At 39.7% G+C, this 21,951-nt stretch carries 13 protein-coding genes and 1 rRNA gene; 4 read left to right on the top strand and 10 right to left on the bottom strand.

Annotated features, from left to right (window positions below):
• Nucleotides 1–440 precede the first annotated feature (440 nt).
• Nucleotides 441–1,022 (top strand): hypothetical protein, encoded by a 582-nt coding sequence (locus QC759_RS04370; RefSeq protein WP_048072578.1) that lies wholly within the window; start codon nt 441–443, stop codon nt 1,020–1,022.
• A 191-nt stretch (nt 1,023–1,213) separates the two neighbouring features.
• Here QC759_RS04370 and katG read toward each other — a convergent pair whose 3' ends face one another.
• Both katG and QC759_RS04360 read right to left on the bottom strand, forming a co-directional pair.
• Nucleotides 1,214–3,379 carry a catalase/peroxidase HPI gene (katG, locus tag QC759_RS04365; RefSeq protein WP_048072579.1) on the bottom strand — a complete coding sequence of 722 codons (2,166 nt, stop codon included), beginning with the start codon at nt 3,377–3,379 and terminating at the stop codon, nt 1,214–1,216.
• 534 nt (nt 3,380–3,913) lie between these two features.
• The gene (locus QC759_RS04360; protein ID WP_048072580.1) at nt 3,914–4,342 is read right to left on the bottom strand and encodes a hypothetical protein; all 429 of its coding nucleotides are present in this window, start codon (nt 4,340–4,342) and stop codon (nt 3,914–3,916) included.
• Nucleotides 4,343–4,730: 388 nt separating this feature from the next.
• Here QC759_RS04360 and QC759_RS04355 point away from each other — a divergent pair, with 388 nt between their 5' ends.
• Entirely contained in the window at nt 4,731–6,182 is a 1,452-nt protein-coding gene (locus QC759_RS04355) for an ATP-binding protein (RefSeq protein ID WP_048072581.1), read from the top strand.
• Between the two features lie 10 nt (nt 6,183–6,192).
• Here the strand turns inward: QC759_RS04355 and QC759_RS04350 are convergent, their stop codons facing one another.
• The 7 genes from QC759_RS04350 to QC759_RS04320 form a co-directional block, all read right to left on the bottom strand.
• Nucleotides 6,193–6,966: a hypothetical protein gene (locus QC759_RS04350; RefSeq protein WP_048072582.1), complete on the bottom strand. Its 774-nt coding sequence runs from the start codon at nt 6,964–6,966 to the stop codon at nt 6,193–6,195.
• 142 nt (nt 6,967–7,108) lie between these two features.
• Nucleotides 7,109–7,330: a hypothetical protein gene (locus tag QC759_RS04345; RefSeq protein WP_048072583.1), complete on the bottom strand. Its 222-nt coding sequence runs from the start codon at nt 7,328–7,330 to the stop codon at nt 7,109–7,111.
• 589 nt (nt 7,331–7,919) lie between these two features.
• Nucleotides 7,920–8,096 (bottom strand): hypothetical protein, encoded by a 177-nt coding sequence (locus QC759_RS04340; protein ID WP_171824075.1) that lies wholly within the window; start codon nt 8,094–8,096, stop codon nt 7,920–7,922.
• 215 nt (nt 8,097–8,311) lie between these two features.
• Nucleotides 8,312–9,295, bottom strand: coding sequence for a restriction endonuclease (locus QC759_RS04335; protein ID WP_048072584.1), 984 nt, complete (start codon nt 9,293–9,295; stop codon nt 8,312–8,314).
• Between the two features lie 100 nt (nt 9,296–9,395).
• A complete protein-coding gene (locus QC759_RS04330) occupies nt 9,396–12,290 on the bottom strand; it encodes a type I restriction endonuclease subunit R (RefSeq protein WP_048072585.1) in 2,895 nt (964 codons plus the stop codon).
• Nucleotides 12,287–13,630 (bottom strand): restriction endonuclease subunit S, encoded by a 1,344-nt coding sequence (locus QC759_RS04325; protein ID WP_048072586.1) that lies wholly within the window; start codon nt 13,628–13,630, stop codon nt 12,287–12,289. Before QC759_RS04325 ends, QC759_RS04330 begins: the two co-directional genes overlap by 4 nt.
• Entirely contained in the window at nt 13,620–15,638 is a 2,019-nt protein-coding gene (locus QC759_RS04320) for a type I restriction-modification system subunit M (protein ID WP_048072587.1), read from the bottom strand. Before QC759_RS04320 ends, QC759_RS04325 begins: the two co-directional genes overlap by 11 nt.
• A 434-nt stretch (nt 15,639–16,072) precedes the next feature.
• Between QC759_RS04320 and QC759_RS04315 the strand changes: the two genes are divergently transcribed.
• Both QC759_RS04315 and QC759_RS04310 read left to right on the top strand, forming a co-directional pair.
• Nucleotides 16,073–18,697, top strand: a complete 2,625-nt coding sequence (locus tag QC759_RS04315) for a hypothetical protein (protein WP_243687771.1) — start codon at nt 16,073–16,075, stop codon at nt 18,695–18,697.
• 391 nt (nt 18,698–19,088) lie between these two features.
• A complete protein-coding gene (locus tag QC759_RS04310) occupies nt 19,089–20,855 on the top strand; it encodes a beta strand repeat-containing protein (protein ID WP_048072589.1) in 1,767 nt (588 codons plus the stop codon).
• A 397-nt stretch (nt 20,856–21,252) separates the two neighbouring features.
• Here the strand turns inward: QC759_RS04310 and rrf are convergent.
• Nucleotides 21,253–21,374, bottom strand: a 5S ribosomal RNA gene (gene rrf, locus QC759_RS04305).
• Nucleotides 21,375–21,951: the final 577 nt, after the last annotated feature.

Here is a 21,951-nt window from a genome sequence, read left to right as displayed (position 1 = left end):
ATCATCAAACCATCCGGTCGCAGCACAGCCACTCCATTAACATCCCCCGGAGCACGCTCCAGTAACTCTTTCAAAAGACTACCAATATCCTCTCTTAATCCCATTTAAACAATCTCCATTGGATCTTTATGCAAATACCTATCTAAACCCCCGACAAAAGGAATCATTGAGATTACATTTTTGTCGTTAGTTGTCACTAAATCGTATGATTATAAGTAAAAAAACAATTATAAAGTGAGGATGCATAACTGTGCATTTGAGATAAGTTTATATATTAGTTCTTTAAGGGCAATAAAAAATCAATATTTAAATAAATTTAATATTTGGGCGAGTTTACGGTGAGTTTACCCATAACATTTTTATGGATTAATTATACATTCCTATTAATTAGTAGGAGTTAGTTACTGTCCACACTCCAAAATATCTGCAGGTAAGGTAGGATGAAGAACTTATTATCACAAAATAAAAGGGTGACTGTTTCCCTTGACACCCATCTGGATTATGAATTCAGAAAATTGGCTTCTCAGAAGTTCCGGTTTGAAAAGGGATGGTACAGTAAAGCTATTGCCGAAGCCATGGATGTTTGGATTAACTACAATGAGGTGGGAATTTTAACCGGGGGCATCACCAACATTGCCCGTTTAACTAGTCATAATCTGTGGAGCATGTTGAAAAATGATTTTAACCACAAGTACCAGCATGATAATGAAGATATGTTAAATGATATCTGTGAATATTTTGTTGACCAGTCCCCCTACATTGAGAATTTAGATTACCAGATCCAGGGGGAAGACTTCCTGATTAGTGCGGATACTCCCCTGATAACCCAGAACCGGGACTGTTTCATGGTGGAAGAACTAGTGGACCGGTGCACCGTACCGCTGGTGGTGGTTCTAAGGGCGGGCATTGAGGACATTACCCACAACACCTACAAAATCAATAGTTTAGAATTTGGGGAATCCAATCAGATTCATTTCAAGAAAATCAACTCCCCATTATCCACTATAGAAGTTTTACCCTAAGGATGGTCGGGATAAAAAGGATACTGCCCGGTTAGGGTTCTATATAAATCCGAATTATAATCTCCGAATAGGAATTATAATCTCAAAATAGGACTTCAATCTCTGAATAGGAATTATAATCAATAATAAAAATAAAAAAGGGGTAAAGTAATTTTTAACCCCCTAATAATGTTTTTTCTTTTCTCCAGTACTTAGGCCAGGTCGAACCGGTCCAGGTTCATGACCTTGTCCCAGGCGCTTACAAAGTCCTGCAGGAACTTCTCCTGGGAGTCCTCACAGGCATAGACTTCGGCCACTGCCCGGAGTTCGGAGTTTGAACCAAAGATGAGGTCCACCCTGGTGGCGGTCCACCGTGATTCTCCGGTTGCCCGGTCACTTCCCTCGAACACGTTTTCATCTTCGGTGGCCTTCCATTCGGTTTGCATGTCCAGCAGGTTCCGGAAGAAGTCATTGGTAAGTGTGCCTGGGTTTGCGGTGAAGACACCGTGGGATGATTGTTCATAATTGGCATCCAGAACACGCAGACCCCCAATAAGGACTGTCATCTCGGGAATGGTCAGGGTTAAAAGTTGTGCTTTGTCCACCAGTAACTCCTCTGGTCTTTCCTCGGTTTGAATCATCTGATAGTTCCGGAAACCGTCGGCAACCGGTTCAAGGATGGCAAAGGAATCCACATCAGTGTCTTCTTCCCGGGCGTCCATTCTTCCCGGTGTGAACGGTACGTTTACCTGGTAGCCAGCATTTTTTGCCGCCTGTTCCACACCGGCACAACCGGCCAGGACAATGATATCCGCCAGGGAAACCTTCTTGTTGCCGGACTGGGCCTGGTTGAATTTACTCTGGATGTCTTCCAGTGTCCGGAGCACTTTTTTCAGCTGGTCGGGGTGGTTGACTTCCCAGTCCTTCTGTGGTGCCAGGCGGATGCGGGCACCGTTGGCACCGCCCCGTTTGTCAGAGCCACGGAAAGTGGATGCTGAGGCCCAGGCCGTGTAAACCAGCTCCCGGACAGGGAGATCTGTGGCCAGTATTTTTTCCTTGAGGTTCTGGATGTCCTCTTCATCGATTAACTGGTGATCGACTGCTGGGATGGGGTCCTGCCAGATGAGGTCCTCCTCGGGTACTTCTGGGCCGAGGTAGCGTGTTTTGGGACCCATATCACGGTGGGTTAGTTTGAACCAGGCCCGGGCGAATGCATCGGCCAGTTCATCCGGGTTCTCGTAGAAGCGTCTTGATATCTTCCCGTAGATGGGATCAAATCGTAACGATAGGTCGGTGGTCAGCATGCCCGGGGTGCGGCGTTTTTCTCCGTCGTGGGGATCAGGTACGGTATCTTTACCAGCACCATCCTTGGGTTTCCACTGGTAGGCACCGGCCGGACTTTTTTCAAGCTCCCATTCAAATTCAAATAGTATGCGGAAGAAGTTGTTGTCCCAGGCCGTGGGGGTGTTGGTCCAGATAACTTCCGGGCCTCCGGTGATGGTGTCGTTACCTTTTCCAGTTTTGTAGCTGCTTTTCCAGCCCAGACCCTGCTCCTCGATGGGGGCAGCTTCTGGTTCTGGTCCCACGTACTGGGGGTCACCTGCTCCGTGGGTTTTGCCGAAGGCGTGGCCACCGGCAATGAGGGCCACGGTTTCCTCGTCGTTCATGGCCATACGGGCGAAACTTTCCCGGATATCGCTGGCTGCAGCCAGGGGGTCGGGCACACCGTCGGGGCCTTCCGGGTTTACGTAGATTAAACCCATTTCAATGGCGGCCAGTGGTTTGTCCAGGTCACTGCCCTTTTCGTGGCGTTCTCCTCCCAGCCACTCTTTCTCGGAGCCCCAGTATATGTCCCTTTCTGGTTCCCAGATGTCCTCCCGTCCGCCACCGAAGCCGAAGATCTTAAAACCCATGGATTCCAGGGCCACGTTGCCGGCCAGGATCATCAGATCGGCCCAGGATATTTTCCGGCCGTACTTTTGTTTAAGGGGCCAGAGGAGCCGGCGGGCCTTGTCCAGGTTGGCGTTGTCGGGCCAGCTGTTTAATGGTGCAAAGCGCTGGTTACCATGGCCTCCTCCTCCACGGCCGTCTCCCACACGGTAGGTTCCGGCGCTGTGCCAGGCCATACGGATGAACAGGGGTCCGTAGTGGCCAAAGTCTGCAGGCCACCATTCCTGTGAATCCGTCATGAGTTCACGGAGGTCCTTTTTCACGGCTTCTAAGTCTAGACTCTCGAATTCCCGGGCGTAGTTGTAACTTTCATCCATCGGATTGGATTTTTCTGAATGCTGGCGTAGGATATCGAGATTCAACCGATTTGGCCACCAATCAAGGTTCGTGATACCACTACTAGCAGTCATTTTGCCTTTTTCATCCATAATCTCACTCTCTTTTTACATCACGTTTAATTCATCTAATTTTATTTTCTCGAAAACTGTGAATTTCGTGTTTTTTAGAGCTAATTACTATTTTTATGCGACCTTTCGGAAATACCATTGAATTATTCCATATTTAGTTATTAGTTCTAAGTTTTATTTAGAAATTTTTATTTGATTTCTGAAGGTAGTAGAATTCAATACTAAATAGAACTTAGTACTATATAGAATTTAGTATTGTTTGGATCTGCCACTGACAATTATCTTAAAAATTCAAAGTTATATTCCCTTTTTCATAGCAGGAGAATTTAATCAGCCCGAAGATTCCCTTTAATTTGTTCTGGTTATTTACAAAAATGTATAAGGGATTAAAAGCCATTATATGCAAAAAAAATCGTTTATAAAAAAAGGGTAAAAATAGTTCTTAGTGACTTATTTTATTCCGAAGGCTTAATAAACCTATAAATGTGCTTTAAAATAGTAAATATCTTCAATTAGAATAAATAAAGATTATTGAAATTTGAAATTAACGGTTTTTTATAATAGATAACTAAGTAATTTCATTATTACTACAAACGAAATTAAATAGATAAAAAAATATTTCTTAATGTTTTCATTGGTTCTTAAATCAATATTGAATATTTTTTCTAATTTATCCGAAAATAGAATAATTGTTTCAAATATAAATCCTACTAGGAAACCTATATTCATTGCATCCGCAGTGATGACATTACCACTAAAGAAGGATAAAGTGATCATAGTTCCAATTGAGGTACTAAGCCCGATTATAAAAGAATACATAAAAATTATATTATTCAAAGGTGAGTTTCCGTTACTGGTCCCGTTAGAGACTTTTATGGCATTTTTAAAGGCTTTTGGCCTTAATTGGACCATAGTAGCAGGATAAAGGAACCATAAACAGATTAATGCAAAGATCATTAGGCGCATGTAGGTGATTTCTTCCATAATTAATCACTGATTTTCATTTTTTTATTTAAATGGTTGATTTAATTTTAATCTCCATAATACGAGATTTTCTTATTAAACTTGGCATTACGATTATTTAACCATTTGTATTTCTAAGAATGATAAAAGGAATGAACAATTCCCGTGATTCAACAGTTTCCATAGAGTTATCGGATTATTTATGCTTCTCTAAAATTAGATGGATTACAATTGCCTTTTTTATTAATTTCCAAATTTTAGGTGTTTCCTTAGCCGCAACATTATGTATATAAAAATAAATAATTATTTATAAATAGATATATATAAAAATATATAAAATAGGCATATTATTATATACATAAATATATAAAGATCTTATTTAACTCGACTGGATAAAGGTGGAAATCTTATGGATTCTGGAGATCTGTTAAATTATGTCTTTGCCAAGTTGGCTGAGGCTGAAAAGTTATCACAGGATAATACCCGGATGGGGAATGTTCCATTTGAACATAGAAAAACATATTTTCAGATTAAAAAGCACATCGATGAGTTTTTAAATGGTTATGTTGAAAATAGATTTCTTATCATGCCGGGATTAAGGGGTGTTGGGAAGACAACTATTCTATTCCAGATTTATGAGTATTTAAGAAATGAAAAGGGCGTAGATTCCGACAGGATCCTTTACCTTTCAGTTGATGAGTTAAGTACCTATTTAGGGGCTGGAATTTTAGAGGCAATAGATGTGTTCGTGGGTGAAGTTCACGAAACTTCACCGGTATATCTGGAAAAAGAACTGTTTATTTTCCTGGATGAATCTCATTACGATAAAGAATGGTCCCAGGTAGGTAAGATTGTCTATGACCAGAGCAAGAAAATATTCCTTATTTTCACTGGTTCTTCCGCACTGAGTCTGGAGATGAATGTAGATGCCGCACGGAGAATTAAAAAAGAACCAGTATTTCCCATGAATTTCAGAGAATATAACCTACTTAAAAATAATATTAGGTCCAATGATGATTTCTCTAGTAGTTTAATGGATTTGATTTTTAAGGGTGATGAAGGTTCAGTGGAAGATGCATCTAGAAAAGAAAATGAGATGAAAAAAACATTACTAAAATTGAATAAACCGGTGAAAAAAGAGTGGGAAGACTTTTTATTATGTCGGGACTTTCCTTTTGCTTTGAATATACAAAGGAGCGAGGTCTATGAACGAGTATTCGACATTGTCAATCGGGTGGTGGAAAAGGATGTTTTTTCCATAAAGTCTTTTAATACAGAATCAAGGTCGGTTATTTCTCGTGTTATCACTTTTTTAGCACTGCAAGACCCTGGTGGAACTTCTGATGCGAAACTGGCCACTAAACTGGGAAAATCCCCCCGATTAATCCGGGAAATACTTAACATACTGGAGTTGACACACCTGGTTTTCAGTGTAAAACCATATGGTACTGCCGGGAAAGTGGTGAGAAAAGCCTGGAAATATTATTTCCTGTCTCCAACCGTGAATGCGGCTATAAGATTCAAGTTAGGTAAATACAATAGAAGGGATAGGAAACTATTGGGAGTTTTAACTGAAAGTCTGGTTGCCTCCTATTTTTTCAGAATGAAAGAAACAGTCCACCGGCCTTTAGGAATTTTTTATGACCCCGCCAAGAACGGTGTTGATTTCCTGCTTCAGACTGCAGATGATGGTTTGATACCGGTTGAGGTGGGTGTTGGAGAAAAAGATATAACCCAGATAAACAGGGCCATTACCCGATATAAATCTGAATACGGAATTGTAATCTCCAATACGACCAGTAAGATTAAAAAAGAGGGAAATGTAATTTACATCCCCGTGGTGACTTTTTCTTTTATTTAGGGGATATCACCTATTTCTTTAAATCTTCCCTGTATTCCCTCATGATTTGCCTATAATTACTTTTTAACATGATTACTACCATAACCGCCGCTATAATTGTGAGTACAATAACCATTGCTGTTTCTACGTTTCTGGTGAAAATTATCACCACAAAGGGAGATGAGAAAAGAATCACCATACAAAGCCATCCCTGCCAGCGCACAGGCTTGGGGAAGCCACCAACTTCATATTTAAGCCAATATTTTTCAGGATTTTCGGTAGTGAACCCTTCATTTAATTCATCAGATGATGTGTCATCGTGGGGTATACTCCTTCGAATTAACCAGGCCGTGACCAGCATGATAATCGTGGCCATCCCCATTATGAGGGATAAGGTGAGATTATTAAAAATAATACCCATTAAAATAAAAAGGCTTACTGCAAATACAAAGGATCCAGTCCAGGATAAAACTTTCACTTGTTTATTGGGGGGATTTTGGGGTTTCAAAGAATAGTAAAAGGTTAAAATAATACCGGAGCTCATGGTTAAAAGTAATATGTAAAATACTGTGTTCTGTGGAGGTATCAGGAAATATTCCAAAATTAACATCAGGGCGGAAGCCACAACCAGGATTATGCCCGCAGTTATATCCTGATTTTTACCCTTAAACATGATGAAAGTAAGCATGGTTATTCCCACCAACATTATTATGGGACCCATGGCGTTTTGAACCAAAACCACCGAAAATAGACCCAATAATACATTGAAAATAGCCAAGTACTTCAAACCCTTGTAATTCTTCATTGATAATCACCATTTAATATAAATTAATACCAGATGGATTGGTAATTATTTAATGAATGTTAATGTATAAAAAATAAATGATAAAATTACCATCTGGGGAAGACATTTGCCACTTAAAGCGTGTTGATCTATTTAAAACAAATTATATTTCAATTAAGCTTTTTTCGTCAAACCACATACTACCTTCGGTAGGATTTTTAACTAGATACATCTTGGTATACCATGATCCATCAGTTGTAGGAGGAGTTACGGTCATTTTTTGTTCAAAGTAGACCTTATGTGGGTGTATTCGTTCCTTCTTATCAACTACGATGCCTTCAAATCCTAATTTTACATTTCGTACTTTTTTACCCAATCTTATCAATTAAATCCCTCTAATTTACTTAATTTCAAACGGTTTATCTGGTGTGAGATGAAAATTTCCCCATCGATTAAATGTTTCCCAATAAGATTAAGGGTCTCCCAATCAATGAAAGGTTTAACTTATCGTCCCACCGTTTTACATGAGTATAGTCATCGATTACCAATAATCATCAAACAATTTTCGAATATTTCTATACTCTAAATACCACATAATATGAGGTAAATTCTATAAACACACATTTAAATAATCTATATACTAGATTAAAACTAAATAACCAGAATGTTTATAGAAATTCCCCTTATTTAATTGAAATAACCATTGCAATATTTAATATTTGCGATCTGTTGAATTAAAAAAAGTTACAATTTTTGTTTTGTTGGACAGGTCTTTGCAACTCGTCATATTTATTTAAAAATTTTAGGAATAAAATTCCAATAATTCTGAAATAAGAAAATTAAGAAATTTACCATAGTCATTCCCTAAAGATCAAAACGATTAAGGGAAAAATAAGGTTACTGTAAAATGAAGGGGTTAATGTCTATTTTTACTTGTAAAAAAAGGATAGAATAGATTTAAAAATTTTAGATTTCTACCTGTTAGAGGGGACACCAAAGTACGTTCGGTAAGCCCCGCCAATTATCCAAATTACTACAGCTATAACTACACCATATTTCCAATCATAAAGACCAAATATTCCTCCAAGCAAAATTAAAAGCCCTACTACTCCTAATATATACAAAACAAAGTTTTTTTGGTTGTTGTCCATTATTCACATCCCCCTAATTTATCTTTAAATACTAATGATTTTCATTTTATAATACTGTTATGGCTATAGTTGCAGAGAGATTTCCACCTGTAGGAAAAGATGATAGAAAATCCTTTGAAATCACCTATCCTAAAAAAGAGCTATGGGCTCTTTTGAGATCATTGTTTCAATTGATTTAATTCATCAAAAGCCATCTTAATCCCCTGATAACTAAGTTAAGTTGGCCAATAAATCTTAGTCAAAGGAATCAAAGACCTGGCATCAGTATCAAACTTATCATAGTACTGGATTATTAGGCTGACGAGCATGTCCGCATCTACGAGTGTTACTGGATTATTAGCTCTTTCACCTTCATACTTGGCCTCTTTACTGTATCCTCCTGTAGATACATACAAACCTTTGTCACCAGGCCTTAAACCGCCAGTAAAGCTCCGAATCTCTTGGGAACCCATTTGACCTTTCCTATGTTTTACTTCAACTACTATTCGTGGTTCACTTAGTCCCAGACCATCTGGTGAAGCTAAAATGTCACGACCTCGGTCTGGTCCTCTGGAAGATACTATTGTCTTGTAGTCCATTGCTCTAAGCACACCAGCAACTAACTCCTGCATTTCTTCCCAGTCCAGATCTAACATTTTATCTTTGATAAATTCCTGAGATTTAGCTAATATATCCTGTTTTAAACTGATTAGTTCCTCATCTTCCGATTCTTCCCCTTCCGAGTGTTTAATTCCCTTAAGAGCATCAAGAATCTCTTTGGATGCCGTAGGATTAATTTTGAATATTGTGGATATGGCCCCTAAAGTATTTTTGGTGGAAGTGGAAAGATCATCTCGATTAACAGTTCCTAACCAATTTACCAGTCTTACGTCACAATATTCCAAATGATTATCTGGATAAAACGTGTCATCGTATATGTAGTCCGATACGAGTTCCCCCACTAAATAAACACGTTCTTGTGGGTCATACGAAATAACATAGTCATTTTTTTTAAAATCAAAACGAAATTTACTGATCTGAGATGCTGCAATGTTTATTTGACCATCTTTCCAGTCTGAATGTTCTCTTAACAAATTTTTGATTTCATCCAGATTTTTAACGTTTGTCAGATCGCCAATTTCCCATCCTATTACAACTTTATTTTCATTTTTAAAACGGTCAATTAAAAAAGCTCCTTCGCCTGCTCTTACCATCCACATTTTTTTAATTTGAATTCCCCCAAACTATTTTAACTGTTTAATTATTGATATAGGCATCTTATTAACATGCTTTTGATTTAAAAATCTCTTAATAACCCTCTTACTCAGATTTCCCAAAATCCTCATAAAGCAAATCAAACAAAGCAATCTTCAACTTATCCCGTAATTTCTCATTATCAGCCACTCGTTTATAGAAATCCATATTACTCTTTAAAAGTCCGGTCATTTCCTGGTTGAAGTATTTATCAAATACTGCCCGTACATTCTCCGGAGAATTGTGTTCCATTTTCTTAACCAGTTCCTCATTCCCCAGGAGGTTGTCTTTCACTCTTTCCAGGAATACACGGTCGTCATCGGTGAAGTCTGTGCCGAATGCATCGTTGAGATCGTGGATGATCTGGGATAACTTTGCCTTTTCTTCTTCTCTAAAACCTGTATCTCCAGCAGAAGGTGGTTTTAATCCTTCACCACCACTTAGTTCAATGGATATTTCACCTTTATCCACCACCTTGTAGGAATCCATGTCCACATCCTCCAGGACACTGAAGGGTAAAGGATTGTCAATGGTGGGAAGTTTTTTAATCAGGTACTTGTTGAAAATAAATAGTTTTTCCAGGTACACATCACTGAAGGGCATTAACTGAGATAGGAAGGAATAAATATTCTGGTATCGGCGGAGAGCCTTCTTAAAACCAACCTGGCCCTCTTTTTCCAGTTTAATAAATTCATTTTTAACCTGATCCAGGATGTAGTGGAGTTCTGGCTGCTTGGAACCCTTTTTGTAAGCGTTTACAAATTCATCAACTTCATCCATGTCGAATATCTGGTAATCCAGGAGTTTATCCTGTAATTCATACAGTTTATGAGGGTCGGTGCCTTCCTCCAGGTAGGTGGCCTGGTAGTATGGTTCGAAGGATTTTAGGATGGTTTCGGTTTCATTGGCAAAGTCCAGGATGAGTGTATCGCTCTTGTGGTTGGCTATCCGGTTGACCCTGCTCAGGGTTTGGACAGCAGCCACACCGTTTAAGGATTTATCCACGTACATGGTGTGCAGTAGTGGCTGGTCAAATCCGGTTTGGTACTTGTTGGCCACGATTAAAATCCGGTAAGGATCCTCCACAAAGGCGTTTTCAATGCTTTTATTCGGTGGGAGGTTATTCATGGAGTTTTCAGTGTAACTCTTCTCGTCATGTTTAACCTCGCCAGTGAAGGCTACCAATGTCTTAATGAGATAACCGTTGGCTTTTATGTATTTATCGAAGGCTTTTTTGTATAGTACGGCATGTAATCTGGACCGGGTGACCAGCATGGCCCGTGCCTGGCCTTTGATCTTGTTCCGGGTGGAGTTCATGAAGTGGTCCACCATGATCTCGGTTTTGAGGCGGATGGCATGGGGATGTTCTTCCACGAATTTTCGGAGCACCCGTTTGGCTTTCCTTTCTTCAAACTCGGGATCATCTTCTATGGTCTTAACCAGGTTGAAATAAGTCCCGTAGGTTAAGTAATGCTGCAGAACATCCAGTATGAATCCTTCTTTAATGGCCTGTTTCATGGTGTATCGGTGGAAGGGCCAGAATTCACCGAGATCGTTCATGGTTCCAAACATTTCCAGGGTTTTACCCTTGGGGGTGGCGGTGAAGGCAAAGAAACTGATATTTTGCAGGTTACGGAAGGATTCAACTTCCCTTAAAAGTTCTTCTTCCACCTCATCATCCACATCGTCCAGTAATTCTGCTTCTTCCAGGCTGTTGGTGGTAAGTACCTGTTTCATCTTCCTTGAGAGGGAACCAGTCTGGCTACTGTGTGCCTCGTCAATTATAACTGCGTAGTTCCGGAGCTCCATATCCCTTACTTCCTCCAGGATGAAGGGGAATTTATGGAGGGTGGTGACCACGATATTGCTACCAGTCTGGAGGGCTTCACCTAACTGCTTGGAGTCCTTATCAATGACTTCAACTGTTCCTTTCCTTTTTTCTATGGCTTTAACCTGTTCCTGGAGTTGTTTATCAATCACTTTCCGGTCGGAAACCACAATTACCATGTCATAAACCCGTTCATCGCAGGGATCGAACTTCTTGATAAGTCCATGGGCCAGCCAGGCAATGGTTTTACTCTTACCACTACCGGCACTGTGTTCTATGAGGTAATTCTTACCCGGACTGCAGTCGCCCAAGAGCAGGTTCACACAGTCCAGCTGATGGTATCTGGGGAAAATTGGGGTTTCTTTCTTGGTTTTTTCATCCTTTTCAATGTAGATGAAGTTGGATAAGAGGTTGGAGAGTTTGTTCACCTGAAGGATGTCGTTGTAGAGGTAGCAAGTTTTGTAGTCGTTGAGGACTTCCGGGTTTTCCAGTCCCTTGTTGAAGGGTAAAAACCTGGTTTGGGGTCCTTTTAGTTTGGTGGCCATGTAGATCTTCTGGTCACTCATGGCAAAATGAACCAGACAGCGCTGGAATAACTTCTCCCGTGGGTCACGGTCGTTCTGGTACTGTTTCATGGCGTTTTCCACACCCTGACTGAAACTGTCCTTCAGTTCAATGGTCAGAATGGGCAAACCATTAATAAAAATCACTAAATCAATCCGATTTCCACTTTCACGGTCCTGATATTCCAGTTCATCAATAACTGAGAATATATTAGAAGAAAACTTCTCAAATAGGTCCGGGTTGCGGTTATTGTTGGGTTGAGGATAAAATAGATCAAAGTAAGCTCCAGCATCCCGGAATCCATTACGCAGAACATGAATGGTGCCTTTATTATCAATCTCGTTTATTAGACGGTAGAAGAACTTCTCTTCAGCTTTCTCACCGTACACCCGTTTGAACTTCTCCCAGTCACGGGGCTGAGTATCCATAACAAACTGGAGAGTTAACTCAGGGTCCAAACACATTACCTTATTATAATTGCGGATACTATTTCGACGAACATAACCCGTACTTTCCAGATGATCGATAATATCGTTCTGGAACCTTTTCTCAGTGGTGTCTGTACTCACACTGCCACCTCCCTGACATCCATCTTACCCGTGACCACGTGGTGGATGAGGGATTTTTTGTATTCTTCAAGGAGATTTATCTTATTTTGAACATTCTGAATCAATAAACCTATTTCAGCTGTTTTTTGGTCAATATAACTAGCAATTAAATATTGTTCTTCAATTGGGGGTTTAAAAATTGTAAATTTTCTAATATCTGCTTGAAAAAGATGAGGAACCCCCATGCCATCTTTAATTTTTTGAATAACATTCTGCATGTAAGCAGATGAAATAAAATAATGTAAATATACAGAATTTAACCCATTTTTTGGTTTAATTACAGCTATAGAACTATTTACTGTTGCGGGAACCGGTAAATATCTGACAACATTTGATATGCCCAAGGTTGATCCATCTTTAGCTAATAAAACATCCCCCACATCAAGCATTATCTCAGGAGACTCAAAATACCTTTCTGGAGTAATATAATTAACATTTTCAAAATCTATTTCATTATTTTTTATATTTGGTGTTGAAAGGAAAATATAACCTTCATTAACATATTCTGATGCTTTCAAACCTCTCCATCCAAGACGGGCCTTAACAGTACAGTCCGCACCCATACGACCAATTTCCCAACTTTCAGGTATCTCGCCGATCCATTCCACCCCCGAATCCTTCATCTTCACCGTGGAGTCCAGGCCCTTGGTCACCACATGATTTATCAGGGCAGTTCTTTTTTCCTTGAGAAGTTCAATAAGACGGGTGTCTTTTTCAATTGTCAAATCGATTTCTGAGGTTTTTTTATCGAGAAAAGATGCAATTTTTATTTGATCATTATAATCATTTGGTAAAGAAAATTCAATATTTTTAACAATTGTTGAATTAAGATTGTTTTGAGTATTAGCATTAGATAAAGCAATAATGGGTTTTTCTAAATATCTTAAATAGTATTTTAGGAATATGCCATCTATTTTTTCATTCGTTATCAATCCTAAAATTGCTTGATTAGTCGTTGCATCAATTCCAAGCAATGAAACTTTTCCTAATGAAGCAAAAATTGAATAAATTAAAGTTCCACTTTTTAAAATTCTCAATTTTTTGTTTGCTAATCCATCAAAAGTAATTTTTTTCTTTGTATCCTCAACAACTTCATTATTGGTCATGTCTCCAATTGCAACCCATGGAACACCATCTTCTTCATTTTGAACCCAAAATTTTTCATTATCTGAGTTTGGAGTTCCTCCAGAAATGAACTCATTTATCACATGTTTTAATTTAAAGATTCCCCAACTTACTGGAATATCGCCGATCCATTCCACCCCAGAATCCTTATATTCAGGATAAGGTTTAAGTTTCATCCAAGTCCTCCTTAATAAGTTCCTGAATCTCCGCTGTGACCTTCTTTATATCATTTTCAATCTCTTCTAATGGTCTTGGAGGCTGGTACTGGTAGAAATATTGGGTGAAATTGATTTCATAACCGATCTTATCCTTCTTACGGTCCATCCAGGCATCAGGATAGTAAGGTAAGACTTCCCTCTGGAAATATTCATCAATATTTTCATTTAGGGGAATCTTTTCTGTGTCCCTGAGCTTTCCATCAGCTTTTTTGTTACCTTTGGCGTCAGTCACATAGTCTGCAGTATCATCATGCACGGATAATGCCATTATAATATTTTTTATAAATGTGGGTGAGAGTTTGAATGGTTTTAGTGCTTTTTTAATTCTCTTTTCGAATTCATCCCAGTTTTTGTATGGCTGGTCTATTTTTTGGAGGGCTTTGATGATCTCGTCCTGTAATTGTTTTCCCTCTTTTTCTTCCCGGAGTTTAGTCTCAGGATCTTTACTTTTGCTTGCTGCTAACTTGTTGAAGGCATTAACTGCATAGAGATTTTCTAGTCTTTCTTCGGTTACCTCATAGTTCAGTTGTAATGGTCTTTCCACAGTTACCTTAGTGTAGCCGAAGTCCTCATTATCAAAGACTTTGATCACATCGTTTTCATCGAATTTGCAGTAAAGATCTAAAATATCATTTATGTCGTTGTCGCTGAGCTGGTGTCTCTTGTTTCCCAGGCTCTTCCGCATTTTTATGTATTTCTGGGAGGCATCCACCAGCTGTATCTTACCCTTCCTTTCTTCTGGTTTCTGGTTGGTGAGGACCCAGATGTAGGTCCGGATACCTGTGTTGTAAAATAACTGATCCGGAAGTCCAATTATGGCTTCCAGGTAATCGCTTTCAATTATCCATTTTCTGATGTTGCTCTCACCGGATCCGGCATCTCCAGTGAAAAGTGGCGAACCATTTGTGATTACTGCTATCCTTGATTTTTCATCTATCTTCATCTTGGATAGCATGTGCTCCAGGAATAGTAACTGGCCGTCGTTTATTCTGGGCAGTCCTGCACCGAATCGTCCTTCGAATCCCTGTTCAGCTTCCTTCATCACCGCATCTTTATCCTGCTCCCACTTACGGCCGTATGGGGGATTGGAGATCATGAAGTCAAATCGATCATTAGGAAGCTGGTCCTCAGAAAGGGTGCTAAAGGGTCCTTTAATGTTGTTGGAGTTTTCACCCTTGATGAGCATGTCTGCTTTGCAGATAGCGTATATTTCTTCATTTACTTCCTGGCCGTAAAGTACCACTTCCACGGTGTCATTCAGTTCTTTTATGAAGTTTTTACAACTGGTAAGCATTCCTCCAGTTCCACAGGCAGGATCGTATATCAGTTTGATCAAATCTTTTTCTTTAAGTTTGATTCCATTTTCAAGGAAGATAAGGCAGGTCATTAACTTAACCACATCACGAGGTGTGAAGTGCTCTCCAGCTTCTTCATTAGATTGTTCAGAGAATTTCCTGATAAGCTCCTCGAATATGGTCCCCATCTCATGGTTGGAAACTTTATCTGGGTGTAAATCCACTTTGGACTCTGAAAACTTTTTTAAGAGTAAAAATAATAAGTTAGCTTTGGAAAGACGGCTTATATGATTTTTAATATAAAAATTATCGAAAATATCTTTGACATTTGGGCTGAAAGAATCTAAATAATGTACTAAATTTTCTTCAATATGATCTGGGTCTTCCAATAGAGATCTGAAATCATATTTGGAATGATTATAAAATCCTAATTGATTACCATTTTTATCAACAGCGAATCGCTCTAGATATTCTAAATTAGTTACATTATCTTTAATGGCAGCATATTCGTTAATTACGTCTTTTTTAGAATGTTCCAGAGCACTGTCAAATCGTTTGAGAACTGTAAAAGGAAGAATGACTTTCTGGTATTCGTTCCTCTTGTATGCGCCTCGTAATAGGTCTGCTAAGTCCCATATGAATGTTACTTTTTCTTGGAAGTTGTTGCTCATAGTTTCCCTAATAAACAATATTGATAATCACTTTATAAAGTTAATCTTAAAAATTACTATTTAATCTGGAAACCCAACACTAGCCATTAAATTTATTAAATGTTACCATGGCTTTATTTCTGAATTGACTCTATTTCTGAATGTAAAAAAATAACTCCCCCCTACTTTCCCAAATGAACAATATTCAGCTTACAATAACAATTTTCCTTCATTTATGAAAATTGATATAAACTTTTCTATTTGTTTATGAAGTGAATACTTTATATCAATAGATAGGTTAGAATATTGTGTGTAATCTGTTTATCCAGCATAAGGGAGGTGAAACGATAAAAAAGCAAGCGATTACATATAGATACATGTTTCCTTTACTGTTTATCACATTAACGTTATTATTTTGTGTTAATACTGTTTCTGCGGCGGATGAAGCTATTTTCGTGAATGGTTCCTATGGTAATGATAACTGGGATGGTCAAACATGGCAAACAGCCAAATTAACCATCCAAAACGCAACCGGAACCGTAAGCCCCAACGGAGTGGTAACCATTGCGGATGGTGTTTACTCAGGAAATGGCAACACCAACATCGTCATTGACCGGAACATGACCATCCAGGGCCTAAGCCAGACAAAAACCATAATCAATGGAACCGACACTAACTGGATATTCACTATTCTCTCTGGTGTGAATGTCACCATCGGGAATCTGACATTTACCAATGGAAGTGGATATAGGGGTGGTGCTATCTACAATCATGGCGATTTAACCGTAGAAAATTGTACATTCACCAACAATACTGCAACAAGCTTAGAGCAAACAGGTGGAGGGGGAGGTGCTATCTGCAACTTTGCTGATGAAGGCCCGATTACAACTACTGTAACCAACTGCACATTCAACTTTAATAATGCAATGAGAGGTAGTGCAATAATGAATTACTGTGGTATCACTGATCATTACATAATTAGTACAGTGACTAACTGTAACTTCACCAATAACACCGCACAAGGCATGGGTACTATCTACAATCTTGCCGATAATGGTTATGTTAATAGTACTGTGACTAACTGTACATTTACCAATAACACCGCAACAAATCAGGGAGGTTGTATAGCAAATTACTGTGGTAATTCAGGTTCAATTACCAGTACGGCAATGAATTCTACCTTCAATAGTAACCATGCTAATTATGGTGGTGCTATAGCCCTTTGGCTAAATGGTGGTTTTATTAATTTTATTGCAACTAGCTGTACATTCACCCGTAACACTGCAAATTATGGTGGTGCTATTTACAGTACAATTTGGCAGGGCGGTTCTGTTAATTCAACAGCTCATTTCAACAGTTTTGTTGGAAACATCGCAAGTGCAGGTAGTGCAATATGTAGGGAAAAAGGTTCTGTGAATGCCACACTAAACTGGTGGGGAACTAATGTTGATCCAACAACAGTCACTAACCTCATATCCGGCATAGTGGATGTTAACCCCTGGGTTATTTTAACTGTCAACGCAACCCCCAGCACCATCAACAACGGTGAAACATCAGCCATTACCACTGATTTCAACCATATCAATGGTGGTGGTGATCTAGTTGGAGGACACATACCTGATGAATCTATAACCCTGGACATACCCTGGGGAAGCTTCACTAATTCTGGAATTAGTCATTCCTTTACAGGAAATACTGTTGCGGGTGCCATGTCCGCTACATTTTATGCCAGAGAAGGTGCATTGAATCCATTGTTCAATCCGGTTCAGGTCAGTGCAACTGCAGATGGATACACTACCAGTGACTCAGAGTCAGCTTACATTTCAATTAACCCCGTAGCTAACCTGAACATTACCACCACAGCCAATGTGACTGCAGCCAATGTAGGGGACCTAATCAGGTATAACATCACTATAACCAACAATGGCCCTGATAATGTAACTTATATTGCACTAGAAGATATTTTACCCCTTGAAAATGGACAAGCACCAGAGTACGTATTCCCACCGGCGGACAGCTTAACCTATATTCCTGAAGGTGCAAAACTTACATGGAATAACATCCTGGACTCTTTTGGTGGCATATTACTGCCAGGTCATGCTATTTCGGTTTTGATTGACGTGCGCATACCGTCTTCGGCAGCGGGCACTATCTTTACTAACATAGCAAACATCACATCCATTGTATATCCCTACTTCAACGAAACTACCACTAATGTGTATGTTAACCCGGCAACTGTGGAGTTAAACAAGACCGCTAACAACACTCGACCAAACGTTGGAGAAACAGTGCTCTTCACCATTGTAGCTAAAAACAATGGACCAAGTACTGCAAGTAACCTGATTGTCACCGACACTCTACCAGCAGGTTTAGACTTTGTAAGCTGCACTGGAGGCGGTGTTTGGGATCCAGTTACCCGTACTGTTACCTGGCCGGCTGCAATTGTGGCAAATAATGGCAACGTAACCTACTATCTCACTGCACTGGTAAATTCAACCAGTTTAGCCGGTGCCAATGTCACCAATGTGGTAAATGAAACCCATACTGAGTATCCGAATAATTCAACAGCTAACTGTACAGTCTATGTGCCTAAAGCAGACCTTTACATTCAGATAACCAGTGACAAAAACAATCCCACTGTTGGTGAAACATTCACCCTAAGATACAAACTGGGAAACAATGGACCAGATGATGCAACTAACGTGACCATAACCATTCCCTTACCCGAAGGATTCGTGATATCCAAAATTGAGGGAGATGGAAACTGGATCGTGACTGGAAACACCATAACCTGGACCATGACCAATGTAACAGTAGGCGACCCCTACCTGTACATCACAGGATGGACCACCAGAATAGGAAATTACCTATTCACCGCATCAATAAACTCAGATACCTTCAGCACCAACAGCAGAGGAGTTAACCCACTCACCCTAAACGCACAACCAACAGTAAACGCAGCAACCACAACATCTGGAAACACCGTAGGAATGCAAGGCACCGGAGCACCAATCGTGCCACTGGCCTTAGCAATTCTCAGCGTACTGGGCGGATTAGCCGCAACCCGGAAAAGACAATAAAAAAAAAAGGATTGATGATAAGATCTGATGAATCCTCTTTTCCCACTTTTTTTATTTTTTAGATAAAAACAATTTCATTAGAATAAACAATTTTTAGATAAAGTAATATTTTCAATTTAGAGTTATCCGCATGAACAATATTCAGCTTATAATAACAAGTTTACCTCATTTATGAAAATTGTTATAAACTTTTCTATTTGCTTATGAAGTGAATACTTTATATCAATAGATAGGTTAGAATATTCTGTGTAATCTGTTTATCCAGCATAAGGGAGGTGAAAAGATAAGAAAGCAAGCGATTACATGCAGATATTTAATCCCTTTACTACTCATATCCATAACTCTACTATTTTGTGCTAGTACTGCTTTTGCAACGGATGAAGCTATTTTTGTGAATGGTTTATCGGGAAACGATGCAAATGATGGTTACACTCCGGATACAGCAAAATTAACCATTAGAAACGCCACGGGAACCGTAAGTTCCAATGGAGTGATAACCATTGCTGATGGTGTTTACACCGGAACCGCTAACACCGATATTATCATTGAACGGAACATGACCATCCAGGGTCAAAGCCAGGCCGGGACCATAATATATGGAACTGGTACCAGCCGGATATTCAGTATCCCCAATGGAATCAACGTAACACTGTCCAACCTAACAATAATTAACGGGAACTCAACTAACGGTGGAGCTATCTACAATAATGGTATTCTAACTGTAACCGACACTACATTCCTCTGCAACCAGGCCACAGGTTATGGTGGGGCCATTTACAACCATCATAAGCTGACGGTAACTGACTGTACTTTCACCAGTAACAATGCAGGTAATGGTGGGGCCATCCTGAATGGGGGTGCTTCGACTGTAACCGGCTGCACCTTCACCAGCAACATAGCAACTCAAAATGATGGGGGGGCTATCACCACTGATGGTACTTTAAATTTAATTGGCAGTACCTTCACCAGCAACATAGCAACCCGTCATGGTGGGGCTATCTTCAATTATGATACTTTAAATGTAACCAGCAGTAACTTCAACAGTAACACTGCCGCTGATAACGGTGGAGCTATCTTCAACCAGGGCCGTTCAACTGTAACCAGCAGTAACTTCATCAGCAACATTGCCGCTAATAACGGTGGAGCTATCTTCAACCAGGGTACTTCAACTGTAACCGACAGTGCATTCACCGGTAATAACGCACTTAGTTTTGATGGTAGTGGTGGAGCTATCTACAATGATAGGAATTTGATTGTAAATATCGGTACATTTACCAGTAACAGTGCAGGTTATGAAGGTGGAGCGATCTTCAACCGTGATACTGCCACTGTAACCGGCAGTACATTCACCAATAACAGCGTAACTGAGGGTAATGGTGGAGCTATCTACAATTCCGATTCCTTGACTGTAGGAGGCAGTAACTTCTCCAACAACACTGCAATTAACGGTGGTGCTATCTACAACAATAATCAGTTAATTGCCAACAACAACACATTCATCAAGAACACAGCCCATAGTGGTGGTGCTATTTCCTCTGAGGGTGATATTACCATGCATTTTAACCGAATCGTGGAAAACACCGCCCAATACGGTAGTGCTATCTACAATTCCAAGGGAGATATAAATGCCACTGATAACTGGTGGGGTTCTAATAACCCAGATTTCGGCACACTGATTGATGGAGATGCCAATTACTCCCCATGGTTGTATTTGACCTTTAGCGCAGACCCAAACACTACTCAAGGGTCCACATCCACTTTAACTGCCAGTTTCAACCAGGACACCGATGGTACTACCATCAACCAGCTGGACCCGGCCAAGGGCCATATACCCGATGGTACACCCGTGACCTTTACCACCACTTTAGGTAATGTTGGCAGTAAGTCCGTGGTGAAATACACCGTCAATGGTATAGCCACTGCTATTCTGCGTGCAGATGAAGCAGCAGGAAGTGCACTGGTAGGTATACTTGCTGATAATCAATCATTGACTTCAACAGTAACCATCAACCCCGCAAGTGCAGCCACAAACACCAGGGTTAACGCCGCAAACAGCAACACCGTAGGAATGCAGAGTACTGGAGCACCACTTGTGCCCCTGGCCTTAGCAGTTCTCAGTGTACTGGGTGGATTAACTGCAGCCCGGAAAAAACAGTAAAACCTAAGGAACAATGAAAAGGATTTAATGAATCCTTTTTTTCACCCTTTTTTATTTAAAACCCTTTTTTTTATATTTTAAAATGAAGTGAATCAGATTTATTACTACCTGAATACCGAATGAGTTATTTATCCAGATTTATTATTGGTTATTTGGTTTTACGTATTATAGAACAAATTATTGTGTTATCAGAATAGTTAATCATGATTTGAATAAGGAAGGAATCGATTAGAATAAAGAATTGATCAGCCATGGAATGAATTGAAGAATTGAATAGAATAAGGAATGAACTGAGTAAAGAACTGAGTAAAATAAGGACGGATTGAAGAAGATATTGATTGAATAAGGAATTATCGTTAAAAAAAGGATTCAATTTAATTTTTTATGTGAATAGAATGGCCGGCGACGTTGTGAGCTTCCCATAGGATCCCACCCACAGTACAACACAAAAACGTAGGAGGACTTTACTTCTGGGGTCGAAACGAGTCCAGGTATGGCCCCTCCGCTATGGTCGCCGTGCCAATGAATCAACCTATGAAGTTGGTTTATAAGTTGAATTTTTAATGTGAATTTAAGGTTATGTATGGTTGGTTTATGAATGTATATGTTGAATTGATTTACGCTACTTCATGACTTTTTTCATTCTGGAAGCACCGTAAATCAGGACACTGTATTGGGGGAATGTATGTAGTCTATTCAATGTATTGCTTAGTATATTACTGAAATTCTGTTAATGTGGTGAATATGATTGTATTTGGTTTGGATTCAGGTCTCGCCTGAATTCCGGAGTTATTTACTTATTTATTTTGCCTCGGTTAAGAGGGGGTGCCCCTCTACATGGGTATGTAGAGGGGACAAATGGGGTTAAACATCAAATTCCCTAAAAATGCAGGAAAAAACATCCCACAAACACCAAATTAGGGGGGGTAAATCCCTTCCACATCCCCCAAAGGGAACAGGAAGGGCTTATAAAGGGGTGAACATAAATTCCCTCATAAAAAAAACCATAAGTTTTTTCATTATAAGAGGGGGGGGTTCCCCTTCACGAAAAGTGAAGGGGAGGGGGGGTGATCCCTCCAACAAAGGAGGGGTCAAA

The organism is Methanobacterium formicicum, assembly GCF_029848115.1.
Lineage (GTDB): Archaea > Methanobacteriota > Methanobacteria > Methanobacteriales > Methanobacteriaceae > Methanobacterium > Methanobacterium formicicum.
The sequence above is the reverse complement of the archived record's forward strand: the minus strand, read 5'-3'. Positions and strand labels throughout refer to the sequence as shown.